The 26782-nt window shown below is 69.6% G+C and carries 21 protein-coding genes; 13 read left to right on the top strand and 8 right to left on the bottom strand.

Annotated elements, in window-relative coordinates; translation table 11 throughout:
* Position 1 precedes the first annotated feature (1 nt).
* Positions 2-1186: an FAD-dependent oxidoreductase gene (locus tag ACSQ2H_RS01045; protein WP_436063528.1), complete on the top strand. Its 1185-nt coding sequence runs from the start codon at positions 2-4 to the stop codon at positions 1184-1186.
* Positions 1183-1686 (top strand): very short patch repair endonuclease, encoded by a 504-nt coding sequence (locus ACSQ2H_RS01040; protein ID WP_436059628.1) that lies wholly within the window; start codon positions 1183-1185, stop codon positions 1684-1686. The genes ACSQ2H_RS01045 and ACSQ2H_RS01040 overlap by 4 nt, the downstream gene beginning before the upstream one ends.
* Positions 1687-1697: 11 nt before the next feature.
* On the opposite strand, the gene ACSQ2H_RS01035 is transcribed toward ACSQ2H_RS01040, so the two are convergent.
* From ACSQ2H_RS01035 to ACSQ2H_RS01025, 3 genes are all read right to left on the bottom strand, one after another.
* Positions 1698-2150 (bottom strand): OsmC family protein, encoded by a 453-nt coding sequence (locus ACSQ2H_RS01035; protein ID WP_436059627.1) that lies wholly within the window; start codon positions 2148-2150, stop codon positions 1698-1700.
* On the bottom strand, positions 2150-3937 hold the full coding sequence (locus ACSQ2H_RS01030) for an acyl-CoA dehydrogenase C-terminal domain-containing protein (RefSeq protein ID WP_436059626.1): 1788 nt from the start codon (positions 3935-3937) through the stop codon (positions 2150-2152). The genes ACSQ2H_RS01035 and ACSQ2H_RS01030 overlap by 1 nt, the downstream gene beginning before the upstream one ends.
* A 106-nt stretch (positions 3938-4043) precedes the next feature.
* Complete coding sequence (locus ACSQ2H_RS01025; RefSeq protein WP_436059625.1) at positions 4044-4517, bottom strand: MerR family transcriptional regulator; 474 nt, start codon at positions 4515-4517, stop codon at positions 4044-4046.
* A 158-nt stretch (positions 4518-4675) separates the two neighbouring features.
* Between ACSQ2H_RS01025 and ACSQ2H_RS01020 the strand changes: the two genes are divergently transcribed.
* Positions 4676-7120: a zinc-dependent metalloprotease gene (locus tag ACSQ2H_RS01020; protein WP_436059624.1), complete on the top strand. Its 2445-nt coding sequence runs from the start codon at positions 4676-4678 to the stop codon at positions 7118-7120.
* Positions 7121-7234: 114 nt separating this feature from the next.
* On the opposite strand, the gene ACSQ2H_RS01015 is transcribed toward ACSQ2H_RS01020, so the two are convergent.
* A complete protein-coding gene (locus ACSQ2H_RS01015; protein ID WP_436059623.1) occupies positions 7235-8941 on the bottom strand; it encodes a lysine--tRNA ligase in 1707 nt (568 codons plus the stop codon).
* Between the two features lie 121 nt (positions 8942-9062).
* On the opposite strand from ACSQ2H_RS01015, the gene phnD reads away from it, so the two are divergent.
* Both phnD and ACSQ2H_RS01005 read left to right on the top strand, forming a co-directional pair.
* Positions 9063-10064, top strand: coding sequence for a phosphate/phosphite/phosphonate ABC transporter substrate-binding protein (phnD, locus tag ACSQ2H_RS01010; protein ID WP_436059622.1), 1002 nt, complete (start codon positions 9063-9065; stop codon positions 10062-10064).
* Positions 10065-10120: 56 nt separating this feature from the next.
* The gene (locus ACSQ2H_RS01005; protein ID WP_436059621.1) at positions 10121-10501 is read left to right on the top strand and encodes a hypothetical protein; all 381 of its coding nucleotides are present in this window, start codon (positions 10121-10123) and stop codon (positions 10499-10501) included.
* 145 nt (positions 10502-10646) lie between these two features.
* Here ACSQ2H_RS01005 and ACSQ2H_RS01000 read toward each other — a convergent pair whose 3' ends face one another.
* Complete coding sequence (locus ACSQ2H_RS01000; RefSeq protein ID WP_436059620.1) at positions 10647-11066, bottom strand: PaaI family thioesterase; 420 nt, start codon at positions 11064-11066, stop codon at positions 10647-10649.
* Positions 11063-11506, bottom strand: coding sequence for a PaaI family thioesterase (locus tag ACSQ2H_RS00995; RefSeq protein ID WP_436059619.1), 444 nt, complete (start codon positions 11504-11506; stop codon positions 11063-11065). The genes ACSQ2H_RS01000 and ACSQ2H_RS00995 overlap by 4 nt, the downstream gene beginning before the upstream one ends.
* Before the next feature lie 342 nt (positions 11507-11848).
* Between ACSQ2H_RS00995 and ACSQ2H_RS00990 the strand changes: the two genes are divergently transcribed.
* The 3 genes from ACSQ2H_RS00990 (at position 11849) to ACSQ2H_RS00980 (ending at position 15472) form a co-directional block, all read left to right on the top strand.
* On the top strand, positions 11849-12859 hold the full coding sequence (locus ACSQ2H_RS00990) for a ligase-associated DNA damage response exonuclease (protein ID WP_436059618.1): 1011 nt from the start codon (positions 11849-11851) through the stop codon (positions 12857-12859).
* A gap of 257 nt (positions 12860-13116) precedes the next feature.
* Positions 13117-13812 carry a DUF4349 domain-containing protein gene (locus ACSQ2H_RS00985; protein ID WP_436059617.1) on the top strand — a complete coding sequence of 232 codons (696 nt, stop codon included), beginning with the start codon at positions 13117-13119 and terminating at the stop codon, positions 13810-13812.
* A 34-nt stretch (positions 13813-13846) separates the two neighbouring features.
* Positions 13847-15472, top strand: a complete 1626-nt coding sequence (locus ACSQ2H_RS00980) for a cisplatin damage response ATP-dependent DNA ligase (protein ID WP_436059616.1) — start codon at positions 13847-13849, stop codon at positions 15470-15472.
* 137 nt (positions 15473-15609) lie between these two features.
* Here ACSQ2H_RS00980 and ACSQ2H_RS00975 read toward each other — a convergent pair whose 3' ends face one another.
* The gene (locus ACSQ2H_RS00975) at positions 15610-17187 is read right to left on the bottom strand and encodes a M20/M25/M40 family metallo-hydrolase (protein ID WP_436059615.1); all 1578 of its coding nucleotides are present in this window, start codon (positions 17185-17187) and stop codon (positions 15610-15612) included.
* 326 nt (positions 17188-17513) lie between these two features.
* Between ACSQ2H_RS00975 and acs the strand changes: the two genes are divergently transcribed.
* The 5 genes from acs to ACSQ2H_RS00950 all read left to right on the top strand — a co-directional run bounded on the left by acs (position 17514) and on the right by ACSQ2H_RS00950 (position 25271).
* A complete protein-coding gene (acs, locus tag ACSQ2H_RS00970) occupies positions 17514-19397 on the top strand; it encodes an acetate--CoA ligase (protein ID WP_436063527.1) in 1884 nt (627 codons plus the stop codon).
* Positions 19398-19442: 45 nt separating this feature from the next.
* Positions 19443-20006, top strand: a complete 564-nt coding sequence (locus ACSQ2H_RS00965; protein WP_436059614.1) for an SRPBCC family protein — start codon at positions 19443-19445, stop codon at positions 20004-20006.
* 173 nt (positions 20007-20179) lie between these two features.
* A complete protein-coding gene (locus ACSQ2H_RS00960) occupies positions 20180-21163 on the top strand; it encodes a small ribosomal subunit Rsm22 family protein (RefSeq protein WP_436059613.1) in 984 nt (327 codons plus the stop codon).
* A 106-nt stretch (positions 21164-21269) separates the two neighbouring features.
* Positions 21270-22253: an NADP-dependent oxidoreductase gene (locus tag ACSQ2H_RS00955; RefSeq protein WP_436059612.1), complete on the top strand. Its 984-nt coding sequence runs from the start codon at positions 21270-21272 to the stop codon at positions 22251-22253.
* A gap of 216 nt (positions 22254-22469) precedes the next feature.
* Positions 22470-25271 (top strand): M16 family metallopeptidase, encoded by a 2802-nt coding sequence (locus ACSQ2H_RS00950; protein WP_436059611.1) that lies wholly within the window; start codon positions 22470-22472, stop codon positions 25269-25271.
* 153 nt (positions 25272-25424) lie between these two features.
* On the opposite strand, the gene ACSQ2H_RS00945 is transcribed toward ACSQ2H_RS00950, so the two are convergent.
* Positions 25425-26723 (bottom strand): Hsp70 family protein, encoded by a 1299-nt coding sequence (locus ACSQ2H_RS00945; RefSeq protein ID WP_436059610.1) that lies wholly within the window; start codon positions 26721-26723, stop codon positions 25425-25427.
* Positions 26724-26782 lie beyond the last annotated feature (59 nt).

The raw sequence follows: 26782 nt of genomic DNA, 5'->3' as shown, positions 1-26782 counted from the left end.
CCTGAGGATCGCAGTCGTCGGATGCGGCGTCGCCGGCATGGCGGCGGCGCGCGCCCTGGCGCGCAAGGGTCATGCGGTGACGCTGCTGGAGGCCTTCCAGCAGCCGCGCCCGCTGGGCTCGGGCCTGCTGCTGCAGCCCTCGGGCCTGGCGGCCCTGCGCCAGCTTGGCCTCGCCGAACAGGTGATCGCGCGCGGGGCGCGGGTCGAGCGGCTGGACGGCCGCGACCTGGGCGGCCGGCTGATCATGGATATGCGCTACGCCGACTGGCGGCGGGACGCGTTCGGCGTCGGCGTGCACCGCGCGACACTGTTCGACGTGCTGCATGAGGGCTTGGAGGCCAGAGGCGTCGAACTGCGCACCGGCGTCGAGGTGGCGAGCGTCGAGCACCGCTCCGCCGCACGCCTGATCGACACGGCCGGCCAGAGCCACGGCCCCTTCGACCTGGTGATCGTCGCCGACGGCTCGGCCTCGCGCCTGCGCGCGCAGCTACGGCCGAACGCCAAGGCTCCGGTCTATCCGTGGGGCGCGGTTTGGGCCAACGCCCGCGACGACGCCGGCGCCTTCGCCGGGTCGCTCTCCCAGCGCTATGATCGCGCCTCGACCATGATGGGCGTGCTGCCGATCGGGCGCGGCCCGGACGGCGGCGACCTGGTCAGCTTCTTCTGGTCCTTGCCGGTGACGCAGATGGACGGGTTCTTGAGCGGCGACCTCAGCGACTGGCGCAAACGCGCGGTCGCCATGTGGCCGCAGGCCGCGCCGATCATCGACCAGTTCCAGGATCCGGCCGTCTTCTCCCGCGCCAGCTATCGCGACGTGCGCGTCGGTCGCTGGTCGGACGGGCCCTTCGTGCTGATCGGCGACGCCGCCCACGGCACCAGCCCGCAGCTCGGCCAGGGCGCCAATATGGGGATCATCGACGCCGTCGAGCTCGCCGAGCGGCTGGGCGACGACGTCCCGCGCTCGGTCCGCGGCTTCCAGGCCTCGCGCCGCCGGCACGCCGGGCTCTACCAGTTCATGTCGCGCTGGCTGACGCCGATGTTCCAGTCCAGCGGCTGGCTCGGACCGTTCGTGCGCGACCTCGTCTTCACGCCGATGTCCAAGGCCCCGGGCGGCCACCAGATCGCCGCTCGGGTGCTGACCGGGACCTTGCGCCTGGGGCGCACGCCCAAGGCGCTGCGGCCATGAGCGACGTCTTCACCCCCGAGAAGCGCTCGGCGGTGATGGCCCGGGTGAAGGGCAAGAACACCGCGCCCGAGCTGAAGGTGCGCAAGGCGCTGACCGCGCTCGGCGCCCGCTATCGCCTGAACCGCAAGGACCTGCCCGGCTCGCCCGACATCGTCATGCCCGGCCGCCGGCTGGCGATCTTCGTGCACGGCTGCTTCTGGCACGGCCACGACTGCCCGCGCGGCTCACGCGTGCCGAAGGCCAACCGCGAGTACTGGACCGCCAAGGTCGCCCGCAACGTCGCCCGCGACCAACGCACCGCCGCCGAACTGACCGCCGCCGGCTGGCGGGTCGAAACGATCTGGGAATGCGATCTCAAGGACGCCGCGGCGCTGGAGCATCGGCTGGGCGAGCTCTTGGCCCCAAAACCCGCTCATCCCGGCGAAAGCCGGGACCCAAGCGGCGCCCCCGCCGAGCTAGTCCTGCCGTTCAGCTTGGTCCCCGGCTTTCGCCGGGGGTGAGCGGTGTGACGTCAAACCACCGTCACTTCGGTCTTCACCGAATTGGCGATAAAGCACTCCTCGTGCGCCTCGTGGTGCAGGTGAGCCAGCTGCTCGGCGTCGGGGGCGGCGCCGTCCCACTCGATCTGCGGCGACAGCGTCACCTTGGTGACCGCCATCTTGCCGGGCGCGATCTCCTCCATGATCCCGCTGGCGTGGTCGCGATAGGCAGTGACCACGAACCCAGCCAGCCGCGCCTTATGCAGGAAGGTCAGCATGTGGCAGTTCGACAGCGCGGCGACGAACATCTCCTCGGGATCGACCGCCTCCTGAACCGCCCACTTGCCGACCACATGCGGCGAGGCCGAGGCCGGCACGATCAGCCCGCCGTCGAAGCTGATCACGTGGCCGCGGCTGTAGCGGCCTTTCGCGAAGTCCTCGCCGTCGCGCAGGCTCCAGGCGACGTCGGCCGTATAGGCGGCCATCAGAACGCCTCCGCCGGCAGCGCCATCATCAGCTCGGCGCCGGTCTTCAGCTTGACCAGGTGCGCGGCCGTCTCCGGCAGCACGCGCTCGACGTAGTAGCGGCCGACCACCAGCTTGTTGGCGTAGAACGGATCGGTTTCGCCGGCCGCGATCTTGCCCTGCACGGTCTTGGCGATCTGCGCCCACATGTAGGCCAGCGCCGTCAGCCCGAAGAGGTGCATGTAGTCGGTCGAGGCCGCCCCGGCGTTGTCAGGATTCATCAGCCCGTTCTGCATCAGCCACATGGTGGCGTCCTGCAGCTCGCCCTTGGCCTTGGAAAGCCCGTCGGTGAACGGCTTGAGGTCCTTGTCGCCCTCGTTGGCCTCCACGAAGGCGTCGACGTCGGCGAAGAAGCTCATCACCGCACGGCCGCCCTGCGCCGCCAGCTTGCGGCCGACCAGGTCCAGCGCCTGCACGCCGTTGGTGCCCTCGTAGATCAGGGCGATGCGGACATCGCGCATGTACTGGCTGACTGGGAAGTGCTCGGTGAAGCCCGAGCCGCCATGCACCTGCACGGCGTTGGAGCAGACCTGCAGCCCCTTGTCGGTCAGGAAGCCCTTCACCACCGGGGTCATCAGCGCCATGTAGTCGCCGGCCTTCTGGCGCACCGCCTCGTCGGGGCTGGCGTGGGCCAGGTCGCCCTGCAGCGCGGTCCAGAACAGGAAGGCCCGGCCGCCCTCGATCAGCGCCCGCGAGTCCATCAGCATCCGCCGCACGTCCGGGTGGACGATGATCGGGTCGGCCGGACCGTCGGGGTTCTTCGGCCCGGTCAGCGAGCGGCCCTGCAGGCGTTCCTTGGCGAAGGTCGCCGCGGCCTGGTAGGCGGCCTCGGCCTGGGCCACGCCCTGCAGCCCGACCCCGATCCGCGCCTCGTTCATCATCACGAACATCAGCGAGAGGCCCTTGTTCTCCTCGCCGACCAACCAGCCGACCGACTCCTCGTGACGGATCACGCAGGTGGCGTTGCCGTGGATGCCCATCTTCTCTTCGAGGCCGTCGCAATAGACGCTGTTGCGCGCGCCCGGCTTGCCGTCGGCGTCGGGGATGAACTTCGGCACGATGAACAGGCTGATGCCGCGGGTGCCCTCCGGCGCGCCCTCGATCCGGGCCAGCACCAGGTGGACGATGTTCTCGGCCATGTCGTGCTCGCCGCCAGAAATCCAGATCTTCCCGCCCGTGATCTTGTAGGAGCCATCGCCCTGCGGGACCGCCTTGGTGCGCAGCAGACCCAGGTCCGTGCCGCAATGCGGCTCGGTCAGGTTCATGGTCCCGCCCCACTGGCCGCTCGCCAGCTTGGGCAGATAGAGGTCCTTTTGCGCGTCCGAGCCGCCGTTCAGGATCGCCGAATAGGCGCCGTGGGTCAGGCCCGGATACATCGAGAAGGCCATGTTGGCCGACGAGCTCATCTCCGAGAACGACAGGTTGACCACGTGCGGCAGGCCCTGGCCGCCATAGGCCGGCTCGGCGCCCAGCGCCGGCCAGCCGCCCTCGACCAGCTGGGCGTAGGCCTCCTTGAAGCCCGCCGGGGTCTTGACGGTGTGATCGGAGCCCCAGGTGCAGCCCTGCTTGTCGCCGACGCTGTTCAGCGGGGCCAGCACCTCGCCCGTGAAGCGGCCGGCCTCCTCGACGATCTGCGTGATCACGTCCATCGAGGCGTCGGCGAAGCCCGGCAGGTTCGCGTACTTCTCGATCTCCAGCACGTCGCGCAACAGGAACAGGTGGTCGCGTACGGGGGGCTGATAGGGCATGTCCGCTCCAATGACGGGCCGGTGACGGCGAAAGGGGCTCCCGACCGCGTCGAAAGCCCCGAAGGTTTATCGTGGTTGCATGATCACGGCGAACCGTGATCGGCGATTACTTGGCGTGTTCCAGATCGCCCAGCCGCTCGCGCAGCACCTGGTCGTAGTCGGCCGCTCGCGGCAGCAGATCGGGCCGGGTGGCCTTCAGGTGCTCCTCCAGCGCGTCGCAGCCCTTGCGCAGCTCGTCGATCGCCTGCTCGATGTCGTTGCGCTGGGCTTCCAGCTCGACGATGCGCTCGCGGAACTTGACCAGCGACTTGGCGTTCTGCGCCGCCCCGCCGTCGTTCAGTTCGTAGAGGTCGAGGATCTCGCCGATTTCGGAGAGCGCCAGCCCCACCCGCTTGCCGCGCAGGATCAGCTGCAGCCGGGCCCGGTCCTTGTAGGAATAGACCCGGTTCATCCCGTCCCGCGCCGGCGAGATCAGCCCCTTGTCCTCATAGAACCGCAGGGCGCGCGGGGTGCATTTGAACTCCAGGCAAAGCTGGCGGATCGTGAAGGTGCGATTGGGCCGACGAAGGTCAGTGGCCATGCGGCGCCCTCCCTGGACGCTGTCGTTTCTATTGATTGACACCGTAAGGCGGTGCTTCCGTTTACGTCAAGGTGATCAACGATCACCCGTGGGTGAGGCGCGCCCTGGACCGGTCGGATCGAACGACCCTAGGTTGGTCGCGCAAAGGGGGCGTTTTCATGGTTCGATCTGGTTTGTTGGCGACGGTCGCGGCCGCAGCCTGTCTGGCGCTCTCGCCCACCGCCTTCGCCGCCCCCGCCGACAAGCCGGCTGCATCCATCGCCGGCGCCGTGCGCCAGGACGGGCTGCTGCCGGTCTATGTCGACAAGGCCCGCGGCCGCATCCTGCTGTCGTTGCCCGCCCCTGACGCCCAAGGGGTCAGCGGCCGCTTCCTCTATGTCACCGCGCTCAAGACCGGCCTCGGCTCGGCCCCGGTCGGGCTCGACCGCGCGCGGATCGGCGACACCCAGGTGCTGGCCTTCCGCCGCATCGGCAGGAAGGTGGTGGCCGAGTTCGAAAACCATCGCTTCCGCGCCGCCGGCGCGCCCGACGCCGAACAGGCCGCGGCCCGCGAGGCGTTCTCGGTCTCCACGGTCTGGGCCGGCGAGGTGATCGAGACCGCGCCCGACGGGCGCATCCTCGTCGACATCGCAAGCTTCCTGACCCGCGACGGCATCGGCGTCGCCGACGCCCTCAAGCAGGCCGGCGAGAGCGGCTACAAGCTGGTCCCCGACCTCTCGCTGGCCGACCCCAGCGCGGTGAAGGTGTTCCCGGAAAACCTCGAGTTCGAGGCCCGCCAGACCTACGCCTCCGACACGCCGGGACCGGAGGTGCGCAACATCGCCCCCGATCCCAAGCTGATCACCTTCGAGGTCCGCCACAGCCTGGTGAAGCTGCCCGAACCCGGCTACCAGCCGCGCGCCTTCGACCCGCGCACCGGCGGGTTCTCGACCATGGTGCTCGACTACGCCGCCCCGCTTGGGGACGAGATCGTCCAGCGCTACGCCAACCGCTTCCGGCTGGAGAAGACCAACCCCGCCGCCGCCCGCTCGCCGGTCAAGAAGCCGATCGTCTTCTATGTCGACCGCGCCGCACCCGAGCCGATCCGCAGCGCCCTGGTCGAGGGCGCGGCCTGGTGGAACCAGGCGTTCGACGCCGCGGGGTTCGAGGACGCCTTCCAGGTCAAGGTGCTGCCCGAGGGCGCCGACCCGCTCGACGTCCGCTACAACGTCATCAACTGGGTCGACCGCGCCACCCGCGGTTGGTCCTACGGCCAGGCTGTGGTGGATCCGCGCACCGGCGAGATCGTCAAGGGCTCGGTGCTGCTGGGCGCGCTGCGCGTGCGCCAGGACATGCTGATCTTCGAGGGCCTGGTCGGCGCGCACCACAATGGAACCGGAGGTCCGAACGATCCCGTCCAGGTGTCGCTCGCCCGCCTCCGCCAGCTCTCGGCACATGAGGTCGGCCACTCGATCGGCTTTGCGCACAACTTCGCCGGCTCGACCCAGGACCGGGCCAGCGTCATGGACTATCCGGCCCCGCGGGTGCTGCTGAAGGACGGCCGCATCGACCTCTCGGACGCCTACGGCGTGGACATCGGCGGCTGGGACAAGTTCACCGTCGACTGGCTCTATGGCGAGGACGGCCTGCCGGCGCTGCGCAAGGTCAAGGCCTCGGTCGACCAGGGCCAGCGCTACGTCACCGACGTCGACGCCCGCCCGCTCGGGACCGCCCAGCCGTGGGGCAGCCTGTGGGACGACGGCCCCGATCCGGCCGCCGAGCTCATCCGCATGATGGAGGTGCGCCGTGTCGCGCTCAGCCAATTCGGCCTCGGCGCGCTGAAGCCCGGCGAGCCGGTGGCCAATCTCAAGCGCAAGTACGTCCCGATCTACCTGCTGCACCGCTACCAGCTCGAGGCGGCCAGCAAGCTCGTCGGCGGCGTCGACTTCGCCTACGCGGTGATCGGCGACGGTCGCGAAAGCTCGCCGCCGGTCCCCGCCGCCCAGCAGCGCGCGGCGCTGTCGGCCCTGCTGGCCACCCTCGACCCGAAGGAGCTCGACACGCCCGAGACCCTGACGGCGATGCTGTCCTCGGCGCAGTCGGGCGACCCGGACCGCCAGTACGTGATCGAGGTGTTCGCCACCGCCGGCGGCCCGGTGTTCGACCCGCTGGTCGCGGCCGAGGTCGCCGCCGGCCTGACGCTCGACAACCTGCTGGCCACCGACCGCCTGGCCCGTCTGGTCGACCAGCAGCGCCGCGATCCGAGCCAACTCGGCGTCGGGGAAATGCTGGACCAGTTGATCGACGCCGCGTTCACGCCGGCGCCCGGCCGGCTGGGCGAGATTTCCCGGCGGGTGCAGACCCGGCTGGTGCTGAACCTCGCCAATGCGGCGCGCGACCCCAAGGTCTCGCCGGCCGTCGGCTCGGCGATCGGCGCGCGCCTGGCGAGCCTGCCAGCGCGGCTCAAGGGCGGCGCCGACGCCGCCGACCGCGCCCACCGCCAGCGCCTGATCGCGCTACTCGGCGACCCGACGCTGCTGGCCGAGCTGTCGGAACCGAAGTTGAAGCCGCAGACCCCGCCCGGCATGCCGATCGGCGACGGGGATTTCGGGGGGCGGGAGTAGAGCAAACACCGCTCACCCCGGCGAAAGCCGGGGCCCAAGCGGTGCTTCAACCACCTGGGCGCTTTGACCGTCTTGCTCAGCTTGGGTCCCGGCTTTCGCCGGGATGAGCGGACATCAAGCCGCCGCCAGTTCCCCGGCCAACGCCTGCTCGATCAAGGCGATGGTCCGCTCCAGGCCGAAGATCGCCGCGAACGAGCCGAAGCGCGGCCCTTGGCTCTGGCCCAGCAGCACTTCGTACAGGGCCTGGAACCAGGCGCGCAGCGGCTCGAACCCGGCGGTCTTGCCGACCTCGAACACCTCGTTCTGGATGGTCTCGGCGTCGGCGTCGGCCGGCAGCGCCTTGAAGCGGGCCAGCAGGTCCTCCATCGCCGCGCGCTCCTTGTCGTCGGGCGCGCGGAACTTCTTCGAGGGCTTCACGAAGTCCTCGTAGTAGTTGATCGCATAGCCGATCAGCCGGTCCAGCATCGGCTCGGTTTCGGCCGAGGCGCCCGGCATGTAGCGGCTGACGAAGCCCCAGAGGATGTCCTTGGTCGAAGCGTCGGCCGCCGACACCAGGTTCAGCAGCAGCGAGAATGACAGCGGCGAGCCCTTCTCCGGCGGCGCGCCCCGGTGGACGTGCCAGGCCGGGTTGTCGATCGCCGTGCCATTGCTGGTCGCGCGCGCCTTGTTGAACGCCTCCAGCTGCTGGAGGTACTCGTCGGTCGCCTTCGGGATTACGTCGAAATAGAGCCGCTTGGCCGACTTCGGCGACTGGTACATGTAGTAGGCGAGGCTCTCGGGCGCGCCGTAGCGCAGCCATTCCTCCATGGTCAGGCCGTTGCCCTTGGACTTGGAGATCTTCTGGTTGTTCTCGTCCATGAACAGCTCGAAGTGGAAGGCCTCCGGCGGGGTCCCGCCCAGCACCTTCACCAGCTTGTTCGAGACCCGCACGGAATCGACCAGGTCCTTGCCCGAGGCTTCGAAATCGACGCCCAGCGCGTACCAGCGCGCGGCCCAGTCGGGACGCCACTGCAGCTTCACGTGGCCGCCGGTGACCGGGACCTCGGTCAGCGTCCCGTCCTCGTCGGCGAAGGTGATGGTGCCCTTCTCGACATCGCGGCTCACCGTCGGCGCCTGCAGCACCCGGCCCGACTTCGGGCTGACCGGCAGGAACGGCGAATAGGTCGCGCGGCGCTCTTCGCCGAGCGTCGGCAGCATCACGCCCTGCACCGCGTCGAAGCGGGCCAAGATCTTCAGCAGCACCTCGTCGAACCGGCCGGACTTGTAGGTCTGCGTGGACGACATGAATTCATAGTCGAAGCCGAAGCCGTCGAGGAAGGCGCGCAGGCGGGCGTTGTTGTGGGCCGCGAAGCTCTCGTACTCGCCGAACGGGTCGCGCACGGCCGAGACCGGCTTGTCGCGGTCCTCTTCCAGCATCTCGCGGTTGGGCACGTTGTCCGGGATCTTCCGCAGGCCGTCCATGTCGTCGGAGAACACGATCAGCTTGGTCGGGATGGCGTCCTCGGTCAGGGCGCGGAACGCCGTGCGCACCATGGTCGGGCGCGCCGCTTCACCGAACGTGCCCATGTGCGGCAGGCCCGAGGCCCCGAACCCGCACTGGAACACCACCGGCTGCGCCAGCGCCGGGAAGCTGCTCACCGCCTCGTCGGCCTTGCCCTGGGCGATCAGGTTGGCGGCCAGGTCCCGCTCGGCGTCCGACAGGCGAAGTTTGAGCGTCCGATCCAGCAGAATGCGGGCCTGTTCGAAGGGCCAGCTTTTCGCTTCGCGCGCCTGGGCAGAGAGGCCGCGCAGGGAGGGGTTCTGGATCGAGGTGTCGGACATCTGCGCGGCCTAACGCCAGTACGCCCTCGCCTCAAGCAGACTTTTGCGCTCATCATCGTCGCGGAGCTGTCACGGAACCGGCGCAAAAGCCCGGCCAGTCGCTCTTTCGGGGGAAGTTTCCATGCTCACGCGCCGCCTCGCGCTAACCCTGGCCGCCGCGCTCGCGCTGGCCGGCTGCAGCCAGAAGCAAGAGACCAAGGCGCCGCCCCAGGTGATCAACTTCTCGATCATGTCGACCGAGGGCCGCCAAACCCAGATGGACGACTGGGGTCCGTTCCTGGCCGACATGGAGAAGTCGGTTGGCGTGCCGGTGAAGCCGTTCTTCGGCACCAACTACACCTCGCTGATCGAGGCGATGCGCTTCAAGCAGACCGATGTCGGCTGGTTCACCAACCATTCGGGCCTGGAGGCCGTGCGCCGCGCCAACGGCGAGGTCTTCGCCCGCACGGTCAAGCCGAACGGCCCCGACGGCTACCAGGCGGTGATCGTGGTCAAGAAGGGCTCGGGGATCACCCTCGACCGGCTGCTGAAATGCGACCACACGCTGAACTTCGGCATGGGCGACGCCAAGTCGACCTCTGGAACCCTGGCGCCGATGACCTATCTGTTCGCGCCCAAAGGGATCGACCCCAACGCCTGCTTCAAGACCGTCCGCTCGGCCAACCACGAGGCCAACCTGTTCTCGGTCGCCCAGGGCCTGCTCGACGCGGCGACCAACAACACCGCCTCGATTGAGCGCATGGAGATGCTGGGCACGGACCTGGCCAAGAAGACCATGGCCAGCATCGACGTGATCTGGACCTCGCCGACCATTCCCGAAGACCCGATGGTCCGCCGCAAGGATCTCGACCCGACGCTGAAGGCCAAGATCGACGCTTTCATGTTCAGTTACGGAACCGGCGAGGGCCCCGAGGCCGAGCGCCAGCGCAAGGTGCTCGAACGCATCCAGACCAAGCCGTTCAAGCGCGCCGACAATTCGCACCTGTTGCCGGTCCGCGAGATGGAAGCGGCCGGCCAGCTGATCGTCGCCAAGCGCAAGGGCGATGCGGCCGCGACCGCCGCCGCCCAGGACGAGCTCGACAAGATCGCCGCCGAGAAGAAGGCCCTGCCGCCCGAGGCCTAGGGGAACCCAAGCGCCGCTTTCGCGTCCTCCCTACCTAGGCTGGTACGGAGGCGCATATGAATCTGGTGGTCGCAAAGCGGGCCTTGGGCCTGTTCTCCCTGGCGGTCGGCGTGGCCGCCGTCGCCGCGCCGCGCCAGGTGACGCGGTTTCTCGGCCTCAAGTTCGACGACCAGGCGATGAGCGCCTTCGGCGCGCGCGAGATCGCTTCGGGCGCCGGCCTGCTTTCGCCGGTGCCGCCCGGCCCGTGGTTCTGGATGCGGGCCGGCGGCGACCTCATGGACCTCGCCGCGCTCGGCCGCGCCATCGGCCGCGACAACCCACGCCGCAAGATCGCCTATGTCGCGTTCGGCGCGGTCGCCGCGGTGGCCGTGGTCGATATCGCCATCGCCATCCACACGGCCCGCAACCGCCGCGACGATCACGAGGCGGCGGCCTAACAGATCTCAATTCCTCCCCTTCTGGGGGAGGTGGATCGATGCGCAGCATCGAGACGGAGGGGGCCTGCTGAGTCAGCAATCCCCCTCAGTCAGCCATCCGGCTGACAGCTCCCCCAGAGGGGGAGCAACTAAGCGGTTCAGCCGCCTACGCCCCGCTCAGCAGGAAGTGCCCGCGCAGGGCGGCGGCGGGCTTGTCGCGCGCCTCCTGCCAGGCCTCGACATGGACGTTGGCGATCTGGCGGCCGACCTTCCGCACGTCGGCGCGGGCGTACATGGTCATCGCCTTGCCGGGCCGCAGGTACTCGATGGTGATGTCGATGGTCTTGTGGACCTTGGCGCTGGGGGCGATCACCGACAGCTGGGCCAGCGCTGTCATTTCCATGAACGCCCCGATCACCCCGCCGTGCAGGGCCGGCAGCACCACGTTGCCGATCAGGTGCGGCGCGAACGGCAGGATGGCGGTCATCTCGTCGCCGGCCAGTTCGGCCCGCATGCCGAGGAACCGGACGTACGGGACCCGGCCGAGAAACTCTTCGAGACGTTGGGCGGCGGCCTGCTGGGTCATGGCGCGGCCCGTTTCAGGATGAAGGCGGCCTGGGCCGTGGCGATCGGATCTTCCGGATCGGCGTCGAAGGCGTGGGCGCGCACGAAGGCGATGTTGCGGGTGAGCTTGTAGCAGTGGGCGTCGGCGATGATGTCGGCGCGCGGGGCGGCCGGGCGCATGTAGTCGATGCGCAGGTCCAGGGTCGCCGTGGACAGAAATCCGCCTTCCAGCGATCGGGAGGTCACGGCCAGGCCGCAGACATGATCGAGAAGCGCGGTGATCACTCCGCCCGCGATGACGCCGGTGTCGGGATCGCCGACCAGCTCTTCGCGCCAGGGAGTGAGAATGGAGCCGCGCTGGGGCTCTACGGAAAGCAGCTTGAAGCCGAGGGCGGAGGCCTGCGGCACGGTCTCAACCATGCGCCGGGCCGCATCGCGAAGGGCCTCCGGGGTAATCGTCATCCCCGTTCTTTGAGGCGCCTCCGCCTATCGGTCAACGTGACGGCAGGTCAACTTCGCACCTGCCGATTAAGCGACGCCGGCGGCCTTGGTCAGGATCGCGACGGCGATGGCCATCAGCGGGGTGGCGGCGAGAACGAGGTTGGCGAAGCCGTTGAAAGCGTAAGAGTTGCGCATGGTGTTGTCCCTCTGGTCTGGTGTGGTCCGCGATGTCCGCGTCCCGATGAGAGAGGTATAGGCAACGACTTCGACGAATACTCGTTAAGTCTTGGTCATGACGCCGATTTCACAATATGAATACTGTGTAATGTTCCTCCGGCCCGCCGCCACCCCATATCCCCAGGCATGATCCGGCCCGAAAGCCTGCTGTGCCCCAAGCCCGAGGGGCTGTACTGCGCGCCCGGCGACTTCTTCGTCGATCCGGTGGCCCCGGTGGCGCGCGCGGTGATCACCCACGGCCATGCCGACCACGCCCGCGCCGGCCACGGCACGGTCATCGCCACGCCGCAGACCCTGGCGATCATGGCCGAGCGCTACGGCGCCGATTTCGCCGGCTCGGTGCAGCCCGTCCCCTATGGCCAGAGCGTCAGCCGCGACGGGGTGCAGGTGACGCTGGTCCCGGCCGGCCACGTGCTCGGCTCGGCCCAGGCCGTCGTCGCCTGGAAGGGCCTGACCATGGTGGTCTCCGGCGACTACAAGCGCCGCCGCGACCCGACCTGTCCGCCGTTCGAGCCGGTCCCCTGCGACGTGTTCATCTCCGAGGCCACCTTCGGCCTGCCGGTGTTCCGCCATCCCGACGACGCCCACGAGATCGCCAAGCTGCTGCGCTCGGTGCAGCAGTTCCCCGAGCGCGCCCACATGGTCGGCGCCTATGCGCTCGGCAAAGCCCAGCGGATCATCCGACTGCTGCGCGAGGCCGGCTGGGACCAGACCATCTACGTCCACGGCGCGCTCGACCGGCTGAACCATCTCTACGAGCGCCACGGCGTGCCGCTGGGCCCGCTGGCCCCGGCCACCTCGGACGCCAAGCAAGACTTCGCCGGCCAGATCATCGTCGCCCCGCCCGGCGCCCTGGCCGACCGCTGGTCGCGCCGGTTTCCCGACCCGGTCACGGCCTTCGCCTCGGGCTGGATGCAGGTCCGCGCGCGGGCCCGCCAGCGCGGCGTCGAGCTGCCGCTGGTGATCTCCGACCATGCCGACTGGGACGAGTTGACCGCCACCGTCGACGAGCTGCGTCCCGGCGAGCTCTGGATCACCCACGGCCGCGAAGAAGCGCTGATGCGCTGGGCCGATCTGCACGGGATCAAGGCCCGCGCCCTGGCCCTGGTCGGCTACGAGGACGAGACCGAGGACTAGCGCTGCGCGCATTTCCGCACCGATGGTTGTGAAGGCCGCTTGCCGGAGATCACAGATCCGTTACCGTCGGGGGCGACATCTCGATGGAGCGGCGCATGCGATCGACGATCGGACTCGGACTGGCTCTCGTCCTGCTCGCTGGCTGCGGCAAACCCTCGGAACCCAAGCATTACGAAGATCTGGCAGCCGACGCAGCAGCAGCAGCGCCACAGGCGCTCGAAAGGCCAGCGACGCCAAGCGTCCCGGCCGGCGCGCCCATGCTCGCCTATTCCTACGGCTATGGCCTGCAAGCCTCGCCCAAGGGCGTCCGCACGCTCATCGCAAAGCACGAAGCCGCCTGCGCCAAAGCCGGTCCCACGCTCTGTCAGGTCACCGGGTCGTCGGTGAGCGAGCGCGGCCAGGATCAGTTGTCGGCCGAGCTCACCCTGCGCGCCGCGCCGCCCTGGCTGTCCCAGTTCCGCCAGGGACTGAGCGCCGACGCCAAGGACGCCGGCGGACGGGTCGTGCGCTCTGAGGTTTCCTCCGAGGACCTCTCGCGCCAGATCGTCGACACCGAGGCGATGCTCCGCGCCAAGATCACGCTGCGCGACCGACTTCAGGCCCTGCTCGCCTCTCGGCCGGGCAAGCTCGCCGACCTCGTCGAACTTGAGCGCGAACTCTCCAAGGTCCAGGGCGAACTCGACGCCGCGCAGTCGGAACTGGCCATGATGCGCCAGCGGGTGGCGACCTCGGACGTGACGATCCGCTACGAATCCGGCGGCGTGCTGGCGCCCCAGGGCGTCTGGTCTCCGATCGGCAAGGCGCTCAGCGACTTCCTCGGCATCCTCGCGGCCACCATCGCGCTGCTGATCAACGTCGTCGCCTGGACCCTGCCCTGGCTGCTGCTGGGCGGTCTGCTGCTCTGGGTGCTGCGCAAGCGGCTGAAGTGGCCCTGGCGGCGCAAGCGCGCCTGAGGCCAAGCTCGGCGTCGCGCGTTAAGCTGATCCCATGCGCGCCTTCGCCGAGCTCCTCGACCGCCTGTCGCTGACCGCCTCGCGGAACGCCAAGCTCGTCCTGCTGCGCGACCACTTCGCCAATGCGCCCGATCCCGACCGGGGTTGGGCGCTCGCCGCCCTGACCGGCGACCTGACCTTCGACGCCGCCAAGCCGGCCTTCATCCGCAAGGCGGTCGAGGCGCGGATGGATCCGGTGCTGTTCGGTTGGTCCTACGACTATGTCGGCGACCTGGCCGAGACCGTCGCCCTGGTGTGGCCCGCCCGCCCCGGCGCCAACCGCGAGCCCGAGCTGTCGGAAGTGGTCGACGCCCTGCGCGGCGCCTCCCGCGCCGAGGTCCAGCGGCTGATCGAGGGCTGGCTCGACGCCCTCGACGCCACCGGCCGCTGGGCGCTGCTCAAGCTGATGACCGGCGGCCTGCGGATCGGCGTCTCCGCCCGCCTCGCCAAGACCGCCGTCGCCGCCATGGGCCCCGTCGAGGTCGCCGAGGTCGAGGAGGTCTGGCACGCGCTGACCCCGCCCTACGACGACCTGTTCGCCTGGCTGGAGGGGCGCTCTGAGCGCCCCACCGCCGACGCTCCCGGCCGCTTCCGGCCGGTGATGCTGGCCCAGGCGATCGACGAGGCGGTCGACTTCGGCAAGCTCGACCCCGACGACTATGCCGCCGAATGGAAGTGGGACGGCATCCGCGTCCAGGCGGTCAGCGAGGGCGGCGTGCGTCGGCTCTACACCCGCACCGGCGACGACATCTCGCGCACCTTTCCAGACGTGATCGCGGCGCTGGACTTCGAGGGCGCGCTGGACGGCGAACTGCTGGTCCTGCGCGAAGACGGCGGCATGGCCAGCTTCGCCGACCTGCAGCAGCGGCTGAACCGCAAGAGCGTCACCGACAAGATGCTGGCCGACTTCCCGGCCGGCGTCCGCGCCTACGACCTGCTCTCGGACGGCGGCGAGGACGTCCGCGCCCTGCCGTTCGCTGAGCGCCGCGCCCGGCTGGAGGCCTTCGTCGGCGGCCTCGCGACCCGCCGCATCGACCTCTCGCCGATCCAGCCGTTCGCGACCTGGGAGGAGCTCGCGGACCTGCGCCGACAGCCGCCGCCGGGCGACCCGACCCTCGCCGAGGGCCTGATGCTCAAGCGCTGGGACAGCGTCTACGAGGCCGGCCGCCCGAAGGGCCCTTGGTTCAAGTGGAAGCGCGACCCGTTCCTGATCGACGCGGTGCTGATGTACGCCCAGCGCGGCCACGGCAAGCGCTCGAGCTTCTACTCCGACTACACCTTCGGGGTCTGGACGCAGGCGGTCGACGGCTCGCGCATCCTGACCCCGGTCGGCAAGGCCTATTTCGGCTTCACCGACGAGGAGCTGAAGGAGATCGACAAGTACGTCCGCGACCACACCGTCGACCGCTACGGCCCGGTCCGCGCCGTCCGCGCCGACGTCCGCCAGGGCCTGGTGTTCGAGGTCGCCTTCGAAGGCCTGCAGCGCTCGACCCGCCACAAGTCCGGCGTCGCCATGCGCTTCCCGCGCATCAGCCGCATCCGCTGGGACAAGCCCGCCGGCGAGGCCGACGAACTGACCACCCTGGAGCGGATGCTGGAGCAGATGGAGGGGCGTCCCTAGTTGCTCCCCTGCTGGGGGAGCTGTCGGCCGCATGGCCGACTGAGGGGGACTTTGACTCAGCTGCTGGAGAGCAGTCCCCCCGTCTCGATGCTGTGCCTCGATCCACCTCCCCCAAGGGGGGAGGAATTAAACAGGACCTACCCCGCGAACCGCTTGAAGAAGCTGTCGTCCTTCCACTTCGGCGTCGCCGGCGCGTTGGCGATGTCGGTGATCAGCTGTCCCAGGAAGGCGTCGAATTTCACAGCTTCAGCCTTCTCGACCGGCTGGGCCAGGTCGTCGGCCAGGGCGTGATAGCGCTCGGCCCGCCAGGTCTTCTCGGTCGCCGCGCGGTCGGTGTCCGCCTTGAAGCCGAACTTGAACGACAGCGCCGGGATGCCGGCGCGGATGAAGCTGTACTGGTCCGAGCGGATGAACGAGTTGCGGTCCGGATAGGGGTCGGCGACCACCTCCAGGTTCGCAGCCTTGGCCGCCGCCTTGGCGGTGTCGCCCATCGTGCTCTCGTCGATGCCGTAGATCAGCACCGAGTCGAATTTCCAGAGCGGCAGCGCCATGTCCATGTTGAGGTTGGCGACCACCGAGGCCGGCGGCACGCTAGGCTTGCCGGCGAAATACTTCGAGCCCAGCAGCCCCTTCTCTTCGCCGGTGACCAGCACGAACAGCACCGAGCGCTTGGGCTTCACCTTCGCCGCGGCCATGTCGCGGGCGATCTCCAGCACCGAGGCGACCCCGGCGGCGTTGTCCAGCGCGCCGGCGAAGTAGGGCGCCCCGACCCCCGAAGTGTTCGGACCCAGATGGTCGAGGTGGGCGGTGACGACGACGTGCTCAGCCTTCAGCTTCGGATCCGATCCCGGCAGCTTGGCGACCACATTGGCCGAGGCGACCTGCCCCACCTCGGTGGCGACCTGCGCCTTCAGGTCCATGTTCAGCGCAAAGCCCTTGATCGGCTTGGCCGCGTCGGCCAGGGCGAGCACCTCGGCGAAGGTATGGCCCGACTTGGCGAACAGCTTCTCGGCCTCGGCCGGATTAAAGCTGGCGGAGAACGCCTCGCCGGTCAGTTCGCGCAGGTCCTCGTCGGCCGGATACATGCCCGGCTGGCCGGCGCTGGCCATCTGCCGCGTCCACGGCACGTCCATCGACTTGGGCGTCGGCAGGGCGATCAGCCCGACCGCGCCGGCCGCCCGGGCCGCGCGCCAGGTCTCCGAGCCGCGCGAGTGCGCCTTCAGCGCCGCCGAGATATCGCCCGGCCCGCCGTTCACATAGACCGCGATCTTGCCCTTCAGGTCCTGGCCGGCGAAGTCGTCATAGCCGACCTCGGGCAGGTGCAGGCCGTAGCCGATGAACACCAGCGGCGCCTGGATGGCCTTGGGCTGGGGAATGCGCGCGCCCAGCAGCAGGTCGGGGCCGATGCGCAGCGGCTGCTCCTGGCCGTCCACGACCAGCGCGGCGCTGGAGCCCTCGGTCAGCACCCGCTGCACGGTGAACTTCATCGGCTGCAGGTAGCCGTCGGTCCCGGCCGGCTTCAGCCCGAACGCCTGGAACTGCCCCGCCGCATAGGCCGCCGCCTTGTCGTAGCCCGGCGTCCCGGTCAGGCGACCCTCGAACTGCGGCCCGGCCAGGGTCTCGACGTGCGACCACCAGCGGGCGCCGTCGGCGTCGGCCGCCGCGGCGGGAAGCGCGCTGAGCGCGGCGATCACAAGGGCAAGGGGAAGGCGCATCGGTCTTGGGCCGCTCCGGTTGTTGGGGGGGAAGGCTCGACCATTCGCCGATCCGGCCCCCTGCGGCAAGTCGCCGACCGACAAGATCCGGCCCGCCCGGCGAGGTGGATCGACGCACGGCGGGCGAGACCCAGCACAGGCCAGCTCCCACACTAGCCACGAAGGAGCATCCGAAAGACGCCAGATCCCGACTTTCACCCCCTGGGCGGTTGCGCCCGCCGCCCCACTCCGCATAACTCCCCCGCAAAGCGTGAAAACAGGGAGTGCGCGGCGTGAGCGAAGGCGAAGTCTTTCCGGTTCCCAAGGCCTGGGCCGAGCGGACGCACATGGACGCGGCCGGCTACGAGGCCGCCGTGGCGCAGGTCGAGGCCGATCCGATCGGCTACTGGACCAAGGTCGCCGGGCGGCTCGACTGGAGCAAGCCGTTCACCCAGGTAAAGGACGTCTCGTTCAACAAGGACGACTTCCGCATCCGCTGGTACGCCGACGGCGAACTGAACGTCTCGGTCAACTGCCTGGACCGCCACATCGCCACGCGCGGCGACCAGAAGGCGATCATCTGGGAAGGCGACGGCGGCGAGACCACGACCCTCACCTATCGCGAGCTGCTGGCCGAAACCTGCCGCATGGCCAACGTGCTCAAGGCCAAGGGCGTCAAGAAGGGCGACCGCGTCACCATCTACCTGCCGATGATCCCGCAGGCCGCGGTGGCCATGCTGGCCTGCGCCCGCATCGGCGCGGTGCACTCGGTGATCTTCGGCGGCTTCTCGCCCGACTCGATCGCCGGCCGCATCCAGGACTGCGACAGCCGCATCGTCATCACCGCCGACGAGGGCCTGCGCGGCGGCAAGACCGTGCCGCTGAAGCGTAACGTCGACGAGGCGCTGGCCTCGTGCCCGCAGGTCAAGGACGTCATCGTCGTGCGCCGCACCGGCGGCGACGTGCCGATGACCGACGGCCGCGACGCCTATTTCGGCGATCTGAAGAAAGACGTCGCCGACACCTGCGAGCCCGAGCCGATGAATGCGGAAGACCCGCTGTTCATCCTCTACACCTCCGGCTCGACCGGCAAACCCAAGGGCGTGCTGCACACCACCGGCGGCTACCTGACCTGGGCGGCTCACACCCACGAGCTGGTGTTCGACTATCGCCCCGGCGAAGTGTTCTGGTGCACGGCCGACGTGGGCTGGGTCACCGGCCACAGCTATGTCGTCTACGGCCCGCTGGCCAACGCCGCGACCAGCCTGATGTTCGAGGGCGTGCCGAACTACCCGACCAACTCCCGCTTCTGGGAGGTGATCGACAAGCACCAGGTCGAGATCTTCTACACCGCCCCCACCGCCATCCGCGCCCTGATGCGCGACGGCGACGAGCCGGTGACCCGGACCTCGCGCAAGTCGCTGCGCCTGCTGGGCACGGTCGGCGAGCCGATCAATCCGGAAGCTTGGCTCTGGTATCACCGCGTGGTCGGCGAGGGCCGCTGCCCGATCGTCGACACCTACTGGCAGACCGAGACCGGCGCCTGCCTGGCCTCGCCGCTGCCGGGGGCCCACGCCGCCAAGCCCGGCTCCTGCGCCAAGCCGCTGCCGGGCGTGAAATTCCAGCTGGTCGACGCCGAGGGCGCGGTGCTCGACGGCGCCACCTCCGGCAACCTCTGCATCACCGATAGCTGGCCGGGCCAGATGCGCACAGTCTACGGCGACCACCAGCGCTTCTTCGACACCTACTTCTCGACATATGCCGGAAAGTACTTCACCGGCGACGGCTGCCGCCGCGACGAGGACGGCTACTACTGGATCACCGGCCGGGTCGACGACGTCATCAACGTCTCGGGCCACCGCCTGGGCACCGCCGAGATCGAGAGCGCCCTGGTCGGCAACGAGCACGTCGCCGAGGCCGCGGTCGTCGGCTATCCGCACGACGTCAAGGGCCAGGGGGTCTACTGCTTCGTGACCCTGAAGGCCGACGTCGCGCCGACTGACATCCTGCAGGCCGAGCTCAAGGGCTGGGTCCGCCGCGAGATCGGTCCGTTCGCCGCGCCGGACGTCGTGCAGTTCGCGCCGGGCCTGCCCAAGACCCGCTCGGGCAAAATTATGCGCCGCATCCTGCGCAAGATCGCCGAGAACGACCTCGGCAACCTCGGCGACACCACCACCCTGGCCGATCCGGCCGTGGTCGACGACCTGGTCAAGAACCGTCACGGCTCCTGAGGCGTTAACCCCTCACGGGGAGAAGCTGCGCTGTGAGGGAACGCCATGCGGGCGCTTGCCGCCCTTGCCGTCGCCTTGGTCCTGGCCGGACCTGGGCCGGCTTGGGCTGACGCCGGCCCGAGCCGCGACGGCATTCGCGTCGAGGTGGTCGCCGATCCCGGCGGCGCTTCGGGGCAGATCCGCGGCAGCGTCGAGATCGACGCCCCGCCCGAGGCGGTCTGGAAGGTCGTGGTCGACTGCGACCTGGCGACGCGCATGGTCAAGCGCCTCAAGAGTTGCCGCATCCTGGAGCGCGACCCCGCCGGACGCTGGGACGTTCGCGAGCATGTCAGCCGCGCCGGGATCCTGCCCGCGGTGCGCAGCGTGTTCCGGTCCGAATACGACCCGCCGCACCGCATCCGCTTCTACCGCGAGGGCGGCCAGCTACAGGTCCTGAACGGCGAGTGGCGGCTGATCCCGCTCGACGGCGGCGCCCGCACCCGGGTGCTCTACGAGAGCCGCGCCTCGACCCCGTTCGCCATCCCCGCCCCCATCGCCCGCATGGCCCTGCGCCGCGACATCCCCGACGCCCTCGCCGCCCTCCGCCGTGAGGTGATGGCGCGGAAGTGATCAATTCCTCCCCGCTGGGGGAGGTGGATCGATGCGAAGCATCGAGACGGAGGGGGACTGCTCTCCAGCAGCTTCGGTCAAAGCCCCCCTCAGTCAGCCTCGGCTGACAGCTCCCCCAGAACGAGAGCATCTTTTGGCTTCTTGCTTCCCTGGCGGAGCGCTAATCCACCCCCATGTCCTTCGACCTGCCGCCCCAGCTCCGCCTCGCCGCCGACCGCCTGATGGAGGGCGTCTCGCGCAAGGACATGGCGCAGCGGGCAGGCGCGATCTCGGCCCGCTACCGGGCCGGCGGCGGCTCGGCGGCGGTGATCGCCTCTGAGGCCGACGCCACCGCCTATGTGCTGACCCGGCTGCCGGCGACCTACGCCGCCTGCGGCCGTGTGTTCGCCGAACTGTCCGACCGCGCCCCCGGCTTCGCCCCCGCCAGCCTGCTGGACGCCGGCGCCGGTCCCGGCGGAGCCGGGTGGGCGGCGCTGGAGACCTGGCCCGCGATCGCCCGCGCCAGCCTGCTCGACTCCAACCGCGCGTTTCTCGACATCGCCGCGACCCTGGCCGCGGACGCCCCGGCGCCGCTGCAGGCCGCCGAGCACCTCCGCGCCGACCTCACCGCCCCGGGCGACTGGCCCAGCGCCGACCTTGTGGTCGCCAGCTACGCCCTGGCCGAGATCCCGGAAGCCAAGCAGGCCGCCACCATCGCCGCGCTGTGGGCCTCGACCCTCGGCGTCCTGGCGATCGTCGAGCCCGGCACCCCCGCCGGCTGGCAGCGCATCCTCGCGGCCCGCGCGACCCTGATCGAGGCCGGCGCGGCGATCCTCGCCCCCTGCCCGCACCAGGCGCCGTGCCCGCTTTCCGCCCCCGACTGGTGCCACTTCAGCCAACGCTTGGCGCGCTCGCGCGACCACCGCCTGGCCAAGGGGGCCGAGACGCCGTTCGAAGACGAGAAGTTCATCTACCTGCTGGCCGCCCGCCCCGGCGTCGCGGCCGAACAGCCGACGCCCCGCGTGCTCGCCCCGCCGCGCGCCGGCAAGCCGGGGATCGAGCTCAAGCTCTGCACGCCGCAGGGAACCGCCGAGCTTCGCTTCGCCGCCAAGCGCGACAAGCCAGCCTACTCGGTCGCCCGCCGGCTCGACTGGGGCGACGCGCTCCCCGCCGACTGAAACATTTGTTTGAAGGCCCTGGCCTTACGGCGTTCGGCAGGCGACAACTTCCCTTCGGCCCATCCGCATTCAGGGCCGGCGCATTTCAAAAACGCAGGGAGGCCATATGCCCAAAAGCCGTGAGATCCACCTCGTCGCCCGCCCGAACGGCATGCCCGCCCAGGGCGACTTCGCGCTGATCGAGACACAAGTCGCCGACGCCGCCGACGGCGAGGTGCTGGTCGAGAACCTCTACATGTCGGTCGACCCGGCCATGCGTCCGCGCCTGACCGCCGGCCAGGACCTGAACGTGGCGATGATGGGCGGCGCGCTGGGCCGCGTCGTGCAGTCCAAGAATCCCGACTTCGCGGTCGGCGACCTGGTCTCCAACCGCAACGGCTTCCGGGAGTTCTTCACGTCCGACGGCAAGGGCCTGACCAAGCTCGCCGCCGATCCCGACCTGTCGCTCACCGTCCACATGCATGCGCTCGGCATGACCGGCTTCACCGCCTATGGCGGCCTGCTGCACATCGGCGCGCTGAAGGACGGCGAGCAGGTGTTCGTCTCCACCGCCGCCGGCGCGGTCGGCTCGGTCGCCGCCCAGATCGCCAAGATCAAGGGCTGCTACGTGGTCGGCTCGACCGGCGCGGCCGACAAGGCCGCCTGGCTGAAGGACGAGGTCGGGCTCGACGCGGTGATCAACTACAAGGAAACCCCGATCCGCAAGGCGCTCGAAGAGGCCACGCCGAAGGGCATCGACGTCTACTTCGACAATGTCGGCGGCGATCATCTCGAGGCCGCCCTGCGCCGCATCAACACCCTCGGCCGGATCCCGGTCTGCGGCTTCATCTCCGGCTACAACTCCGGCCACTCCAGCGTCTCGAACCTGTCGAACATCATCTACGCCCGGGTGATGCTGCGCGGCTTCGTCGGCACCGACTTCATGCACCTCTATGGCGACTTCCAGCGCGACATGGCCGGCTGGCTGAAGGAGGGCAAGGTCAAGTACCAGGAGACCATCCTCGACGGCATCGCCAACGCCCCCAGCGCGCTCATCGGCCTGATGGAAGGCAAGAACTCCGGCAAGATGCTGGTCAAGCTGGCGGAGTAGACGCCCAAGATCCTCCCCCACTGGGGGAGGTGGATCGGCGCAACGCGCCGAGACGGAGGGGGACTTCTCTCAGTTCGGTCAAAGTCCCCCTCAGTCAGCCATACTGGCTGACAGCTCCCCCAGCGGGGGAGCAACCGGGCCTGACATGACAATCCCGTAAGCTTCCCAACCTCGAGGCGGGTGCTAGGGTCGGCGCTCGCCAATCGGGAAGTCCGTATGCTTCGTCACGCCGCCCTTGCGTTCACCCTCTGCCTGGGCCTCGCCCTTCCCGCATATGCGGCCGACGCCGTTCCGCCCATCGCCTACAAGGAGCGCACGCTTGCCAACGGCATGAAGGTGTTCTCCTCGGTCGACCGCACCACGCCGAACGTCACCGTCCAGGTCTGGTACGGCGTCGGCTCCAAGGACGATCCGGTCGGCCGCTCCGGCTTCGCGCACCTCTTCGAACACATGATGTTCAAGGCCACGCGCGACATGCCGTCGGAGACCATCGACCGCATGACCGAGGACGTCGGCGGCTTCAACAACGCCTCCACCTACGACGACTTCACCAACTACTACGAGGTCGTGCCGGCCAATCACCTGCAGCGCCTGCTGTGGGTCGAGGCCCAGCGCCTCGGCTCGCTGGTGGTCGACGAGGCGACCTTCAAGTCCGAGCGCGACGTCGTGAAGGAGGAGCTGCGCCAGTCGGTGCTGAGCCAGCCCTATGGCCGGCTGTTCTATCTCTACCTGCCGCAGGCCAGCTACCAGACCCACCCCTACAAGCGCCCCGGCATCGGTTCGATCGAGGAGCTGGACGCCGCCACCATCGACGACGTGCGCGCCTTCCACGCCGCCTACTACCGCCCCGACAACGCCGCCCTGATCGTGGTCGGCAACTTCGACCAGGCCGAGCTGGACGCCTGGGTCGACAAGTACTTCGGCGCCCTGAAGACCCCCGCCGCGCCGATCCAGCGCGTCACCGCGGTGGAGCCGCCGCGCACCGCGCCCGGCCTCTTCAAGGGCTACGGCCCCAACGTGCCGCTGCCGGCGATCCTGATGACCTGGCATGCGCCCGACGCCGCCAGCCCCGACGCCCCCGCGCTCAGCGTGCTCGACGCCATCCTCTCCAGCGGCAAGTCCTCGCGGCTCTACAACAGCCTGGTCTACGAGCAGCAGGTCGCCACCGAGGTGTTCTCCGACGCCTCCCTGCCCCAGCAGCCCGGCCTGGTGATGCTGGGCGCCATCCTCTCGGGCGGCAAGTCGATCGAGGACGGCCAGAAGGCGCTGCTCGCCGAGGTCGCCAAGCTGCGCGACGCCCCGCCCACTGAGGCCGAACTGGCCGAGGCCAAGAACGAGCTGATCGCCGGCAAGCTGCGCGAGCGCGAGACCATCGACGGCCGCGCCTACGCGCTCGGCTACGCCCTGCGCACCGCCGGCGACGCCGCCCTGGCCAACCGTGAGCTCGCCGAGCTCCAGGCCGTGACCGCCGCCGACGTGCAGCGCGTGGCGCAGAAGTACCTGACCGACGCCGGCCGCATGACCATCCTCTACCAGCCCGAGAGCGCCCGCCCGGCCGGCGAGAAGGACGCCTCGCCCAAGCCGCCGGTCGTCGCCTCGGCCAAGTACACGGGCCCGATCGTCGCCCTCGCCCCGGAAGGCCAGCGCCAGGCCCCGCCGCCCGTCGCCGCGCCGGTCGAACCGGTGCTGCCCAAGCCGGCCGAAAAGACCCTGGCCAACGGCCTGCGGGTCATCGTCGCCAAGTCCTCCGACCTGCCGCTGGTCTCGGCCGCGCTGACCGTGCGCGCCGGCGCCTGGGCCGATCCGCAAGGCTTGGCCGGGGCTATGGGCATGACCGCCGGCATGCTGACCGAGGGCACCAAGACCCGCGGCGCCCAGGAGATCGCCAGCCAAACCGAGGCGCTGGGCGCGGTGCTGTCGTCCGGCGGCGGCCAGGAGTCCTCGTCCGTCAGCCTCAACGTGATGCCCGAAAAGCTGCCCGCCGCCATGGCGATCATGGCCGACGTGGCGAAGAACCCGGCCTTCGCGGCCGAGGAGCTGGAGCGCCAGCGCGTCCAGGCGCTCGACGGCCTCTCGGTCGCCTACCAGTCGCCGGGCCAGTTGGCCGGTTTCGCCGCTTCGCCGGTGATCTTCTCGGGCACCAGCTTCGGCCACGTCGCCTCGGGCACCCCGGCCTCGCTGGCCAAGCTCAAGACCGAGGACCTCGCCAAGCTGCACGGCCAGTACTTCCGGCCCGACAACGCCATCCTGGTGCTGACCGGCGACATCACCCCCGAGCAGGGCTTCAAGCTGGCCGAAGGCGCGTTCGGCGACTGGAAGGCGCCGGCCGGCCCCGCGCCCGCCCGGGCCGACGTCGCCCCCAAGGCCGCGCCCCGCGCGGTCGCCATCGACCTGCCGGGCACCGGCCAGGCGGCGGTCACCGTCGCCAAGGCCGCGATCTCGCGCGGCGATCCGGCCTACTATCCGGGCGTGGTCGCCAACTCGGTGCTCGGCGGCGGCTATTCGGCCCGCCTCAACCAGGAGATCCGCATCAAGCGCGGCCTATCCTACGGCGCCAATTCGCGGCTCTCGGCCATGCGCACCACCGGCCTGTTCCGCGCCAGCGCCCAGACCAAGAACGAATCCGCCCCGCAGGTGCTCGACCTGATGCTGGGCGAGCTCAAGCGCCTGGCCGACGCGCCCACCAGCGCCGACGAACTCAAGGCCCGCAAGTCGGTGCTGGTCGGCGGCTTCGGCCGTGAACTGGCCACCACCGACGGCCTGGCCGGCATCCTCGGAAACCTCGCGCTCTACGACCTGCCGCTCAGCGAAGTCGCCGACTACACCGGCAAGGTCGAGGCGGTCTCGGCCGGCGAGGTCCAGACCTTCGCCGCCAGGAACCTCGCCCCCGACACCGTCAGCGTCATCGTCGCCGGCGACGCCAAGGCCTTCGAGACCGGCCTCAAGCAGCGCCGCCCGAACCTGGAGCTGGTCCCGGCCAAGGACATCGACCTCGATGCGGTGAGCTTGCGGAAGTGATGCGACTGCAGATGCTCCCCCTCTGGGGGAGCTGTCGGCCGACAGGCTGACTGAGGGGGACTTTGACTCTCCTGCATTGAGAGCAGTCCCCCTCCGTCTCGGCGCTGTGCGCCGAGCCACCTCCCCCAAGAGGGGGAGGATCTGAGTGAAACCCTAAGCCCCGCGCGCCCACTTCGTCAGGTCGCGCTCGCGGCCCATCAGCGCCAGGCCCGAGGCGATCGACTCCAGTTCCGAACCGCTCTCGATCTTCGCCGCGTCGAACCGCCGGTAGAAGATGTCGCGCACCGCCGGCACTAGCGACGAGCCGCCGGTCAGGAACACCCGGTCGATGCTCCCCGCGTTAAGACCCGCGTCGCCCATCGCCCGGTCGACCGCGTCCTCGATCAGGTGCAGTTCCGGCGCGATCCAGTCCTCGAACTCGGCCCGTTCGACCGGGCGGCTGATGTCGATGCTGCCGGCCGCGAACTGGAACTGCGCGGTCTGCTGCGACGACAGCGCCTCCTTCAGCGCCGACACCGAGCGGTAGAGCCGGTAGCCGTAGTTCTCGTCCAGCACCTCAACCAGCCGCTCGATCTTCTCGGGCTCGACCGCCTCGCGGACCAGCTTTCGGATCTCGCGCATGTCGCGGCTGGCCCGCATCAGCGCCAGCTGGTCCCAGCGCGCGAAGGTCGAATAGTAGCGGTTCGGCACCGGCAGGATCTTGCCGAACGACTTGTAGCTCGAGCCCTTGCCCAGCTCCGGCGAGACCAGATTGTCGATGATCCGGTAGTCGAAGGCGTCGCCCGCCACCCCGACCCCGGCCCGGCCCAGCGGCGTCGAGCGGATCTCGCCGTTCTCGCGGCTGAAGCGGATGATCGAGAAGTCGCTGGTGCCGCCGCCAAAGTCGCCGACCAGCACGGTGGCGTCCTGCTGCAGTTCGCGGGCGAAGAAGAACGCCGCCCCGACCGGCTCGTAGGAATAGAGGATCTCCTCGAACCCGAGCCGCCGGAACGCGGTCTCGTAGCGGGCCAGCGCCAGCTCCTCGTTCGGCGCGCCGCCGGCGAAGGTGACCGGCCGCCCGACGATCACCCGCTTGGGCAGCTCGGCCAGGTCCTCGCCGGCGTGCTCGCGCAGCTTCAGCAGGAAGGCCGAGAGCAGGTCCTCGAACTGGTAGCGGCGGCCGATGATCTGGGTCTCGGTGAAGCTCTCCGAGGCCGCGAAGCTCTTGAACGACTGGATGAACCGCGTCTCCAGCGGGTCTTCCACATAGGCCTCGATGGCCCACGGCCCGGCCTCGACCTCGCGGTCGTTGGGCAGGTCCGGCGGGGCGTAGAACGACAGCGCCGAACGGAAGGCGAAGATTTCCCTTTCCGGCGCAGGGAACTTGACCAGATGCGCCGGCCCGTCGGCCCCTGCGAGCGCGACGACCGTGTTGGTCGTGCCGAAATCGATGCCGATGCTGAGACCGGTCATGGGTCGCGCTCCTTGTTGGTTCGGGGTGGGACGGCCAAGCCGCCCGCACCCCGAGGAGC

The sequence above is a fragment of the Phenylobacterium sp. LjRoot97 genome (assembly GCF_964254345.1).
Lineage (GTDB): Bacteria > Pseudomonadota > Alphaproteobacteria > Caulobacterales > Caulobacteraceae > Phenylobacterium.
The sequence above is the reverse complement of the archived record's forward strand: the minus strand, read 5'-3'. Positions and strand labels throughout refer to the sequence as shown.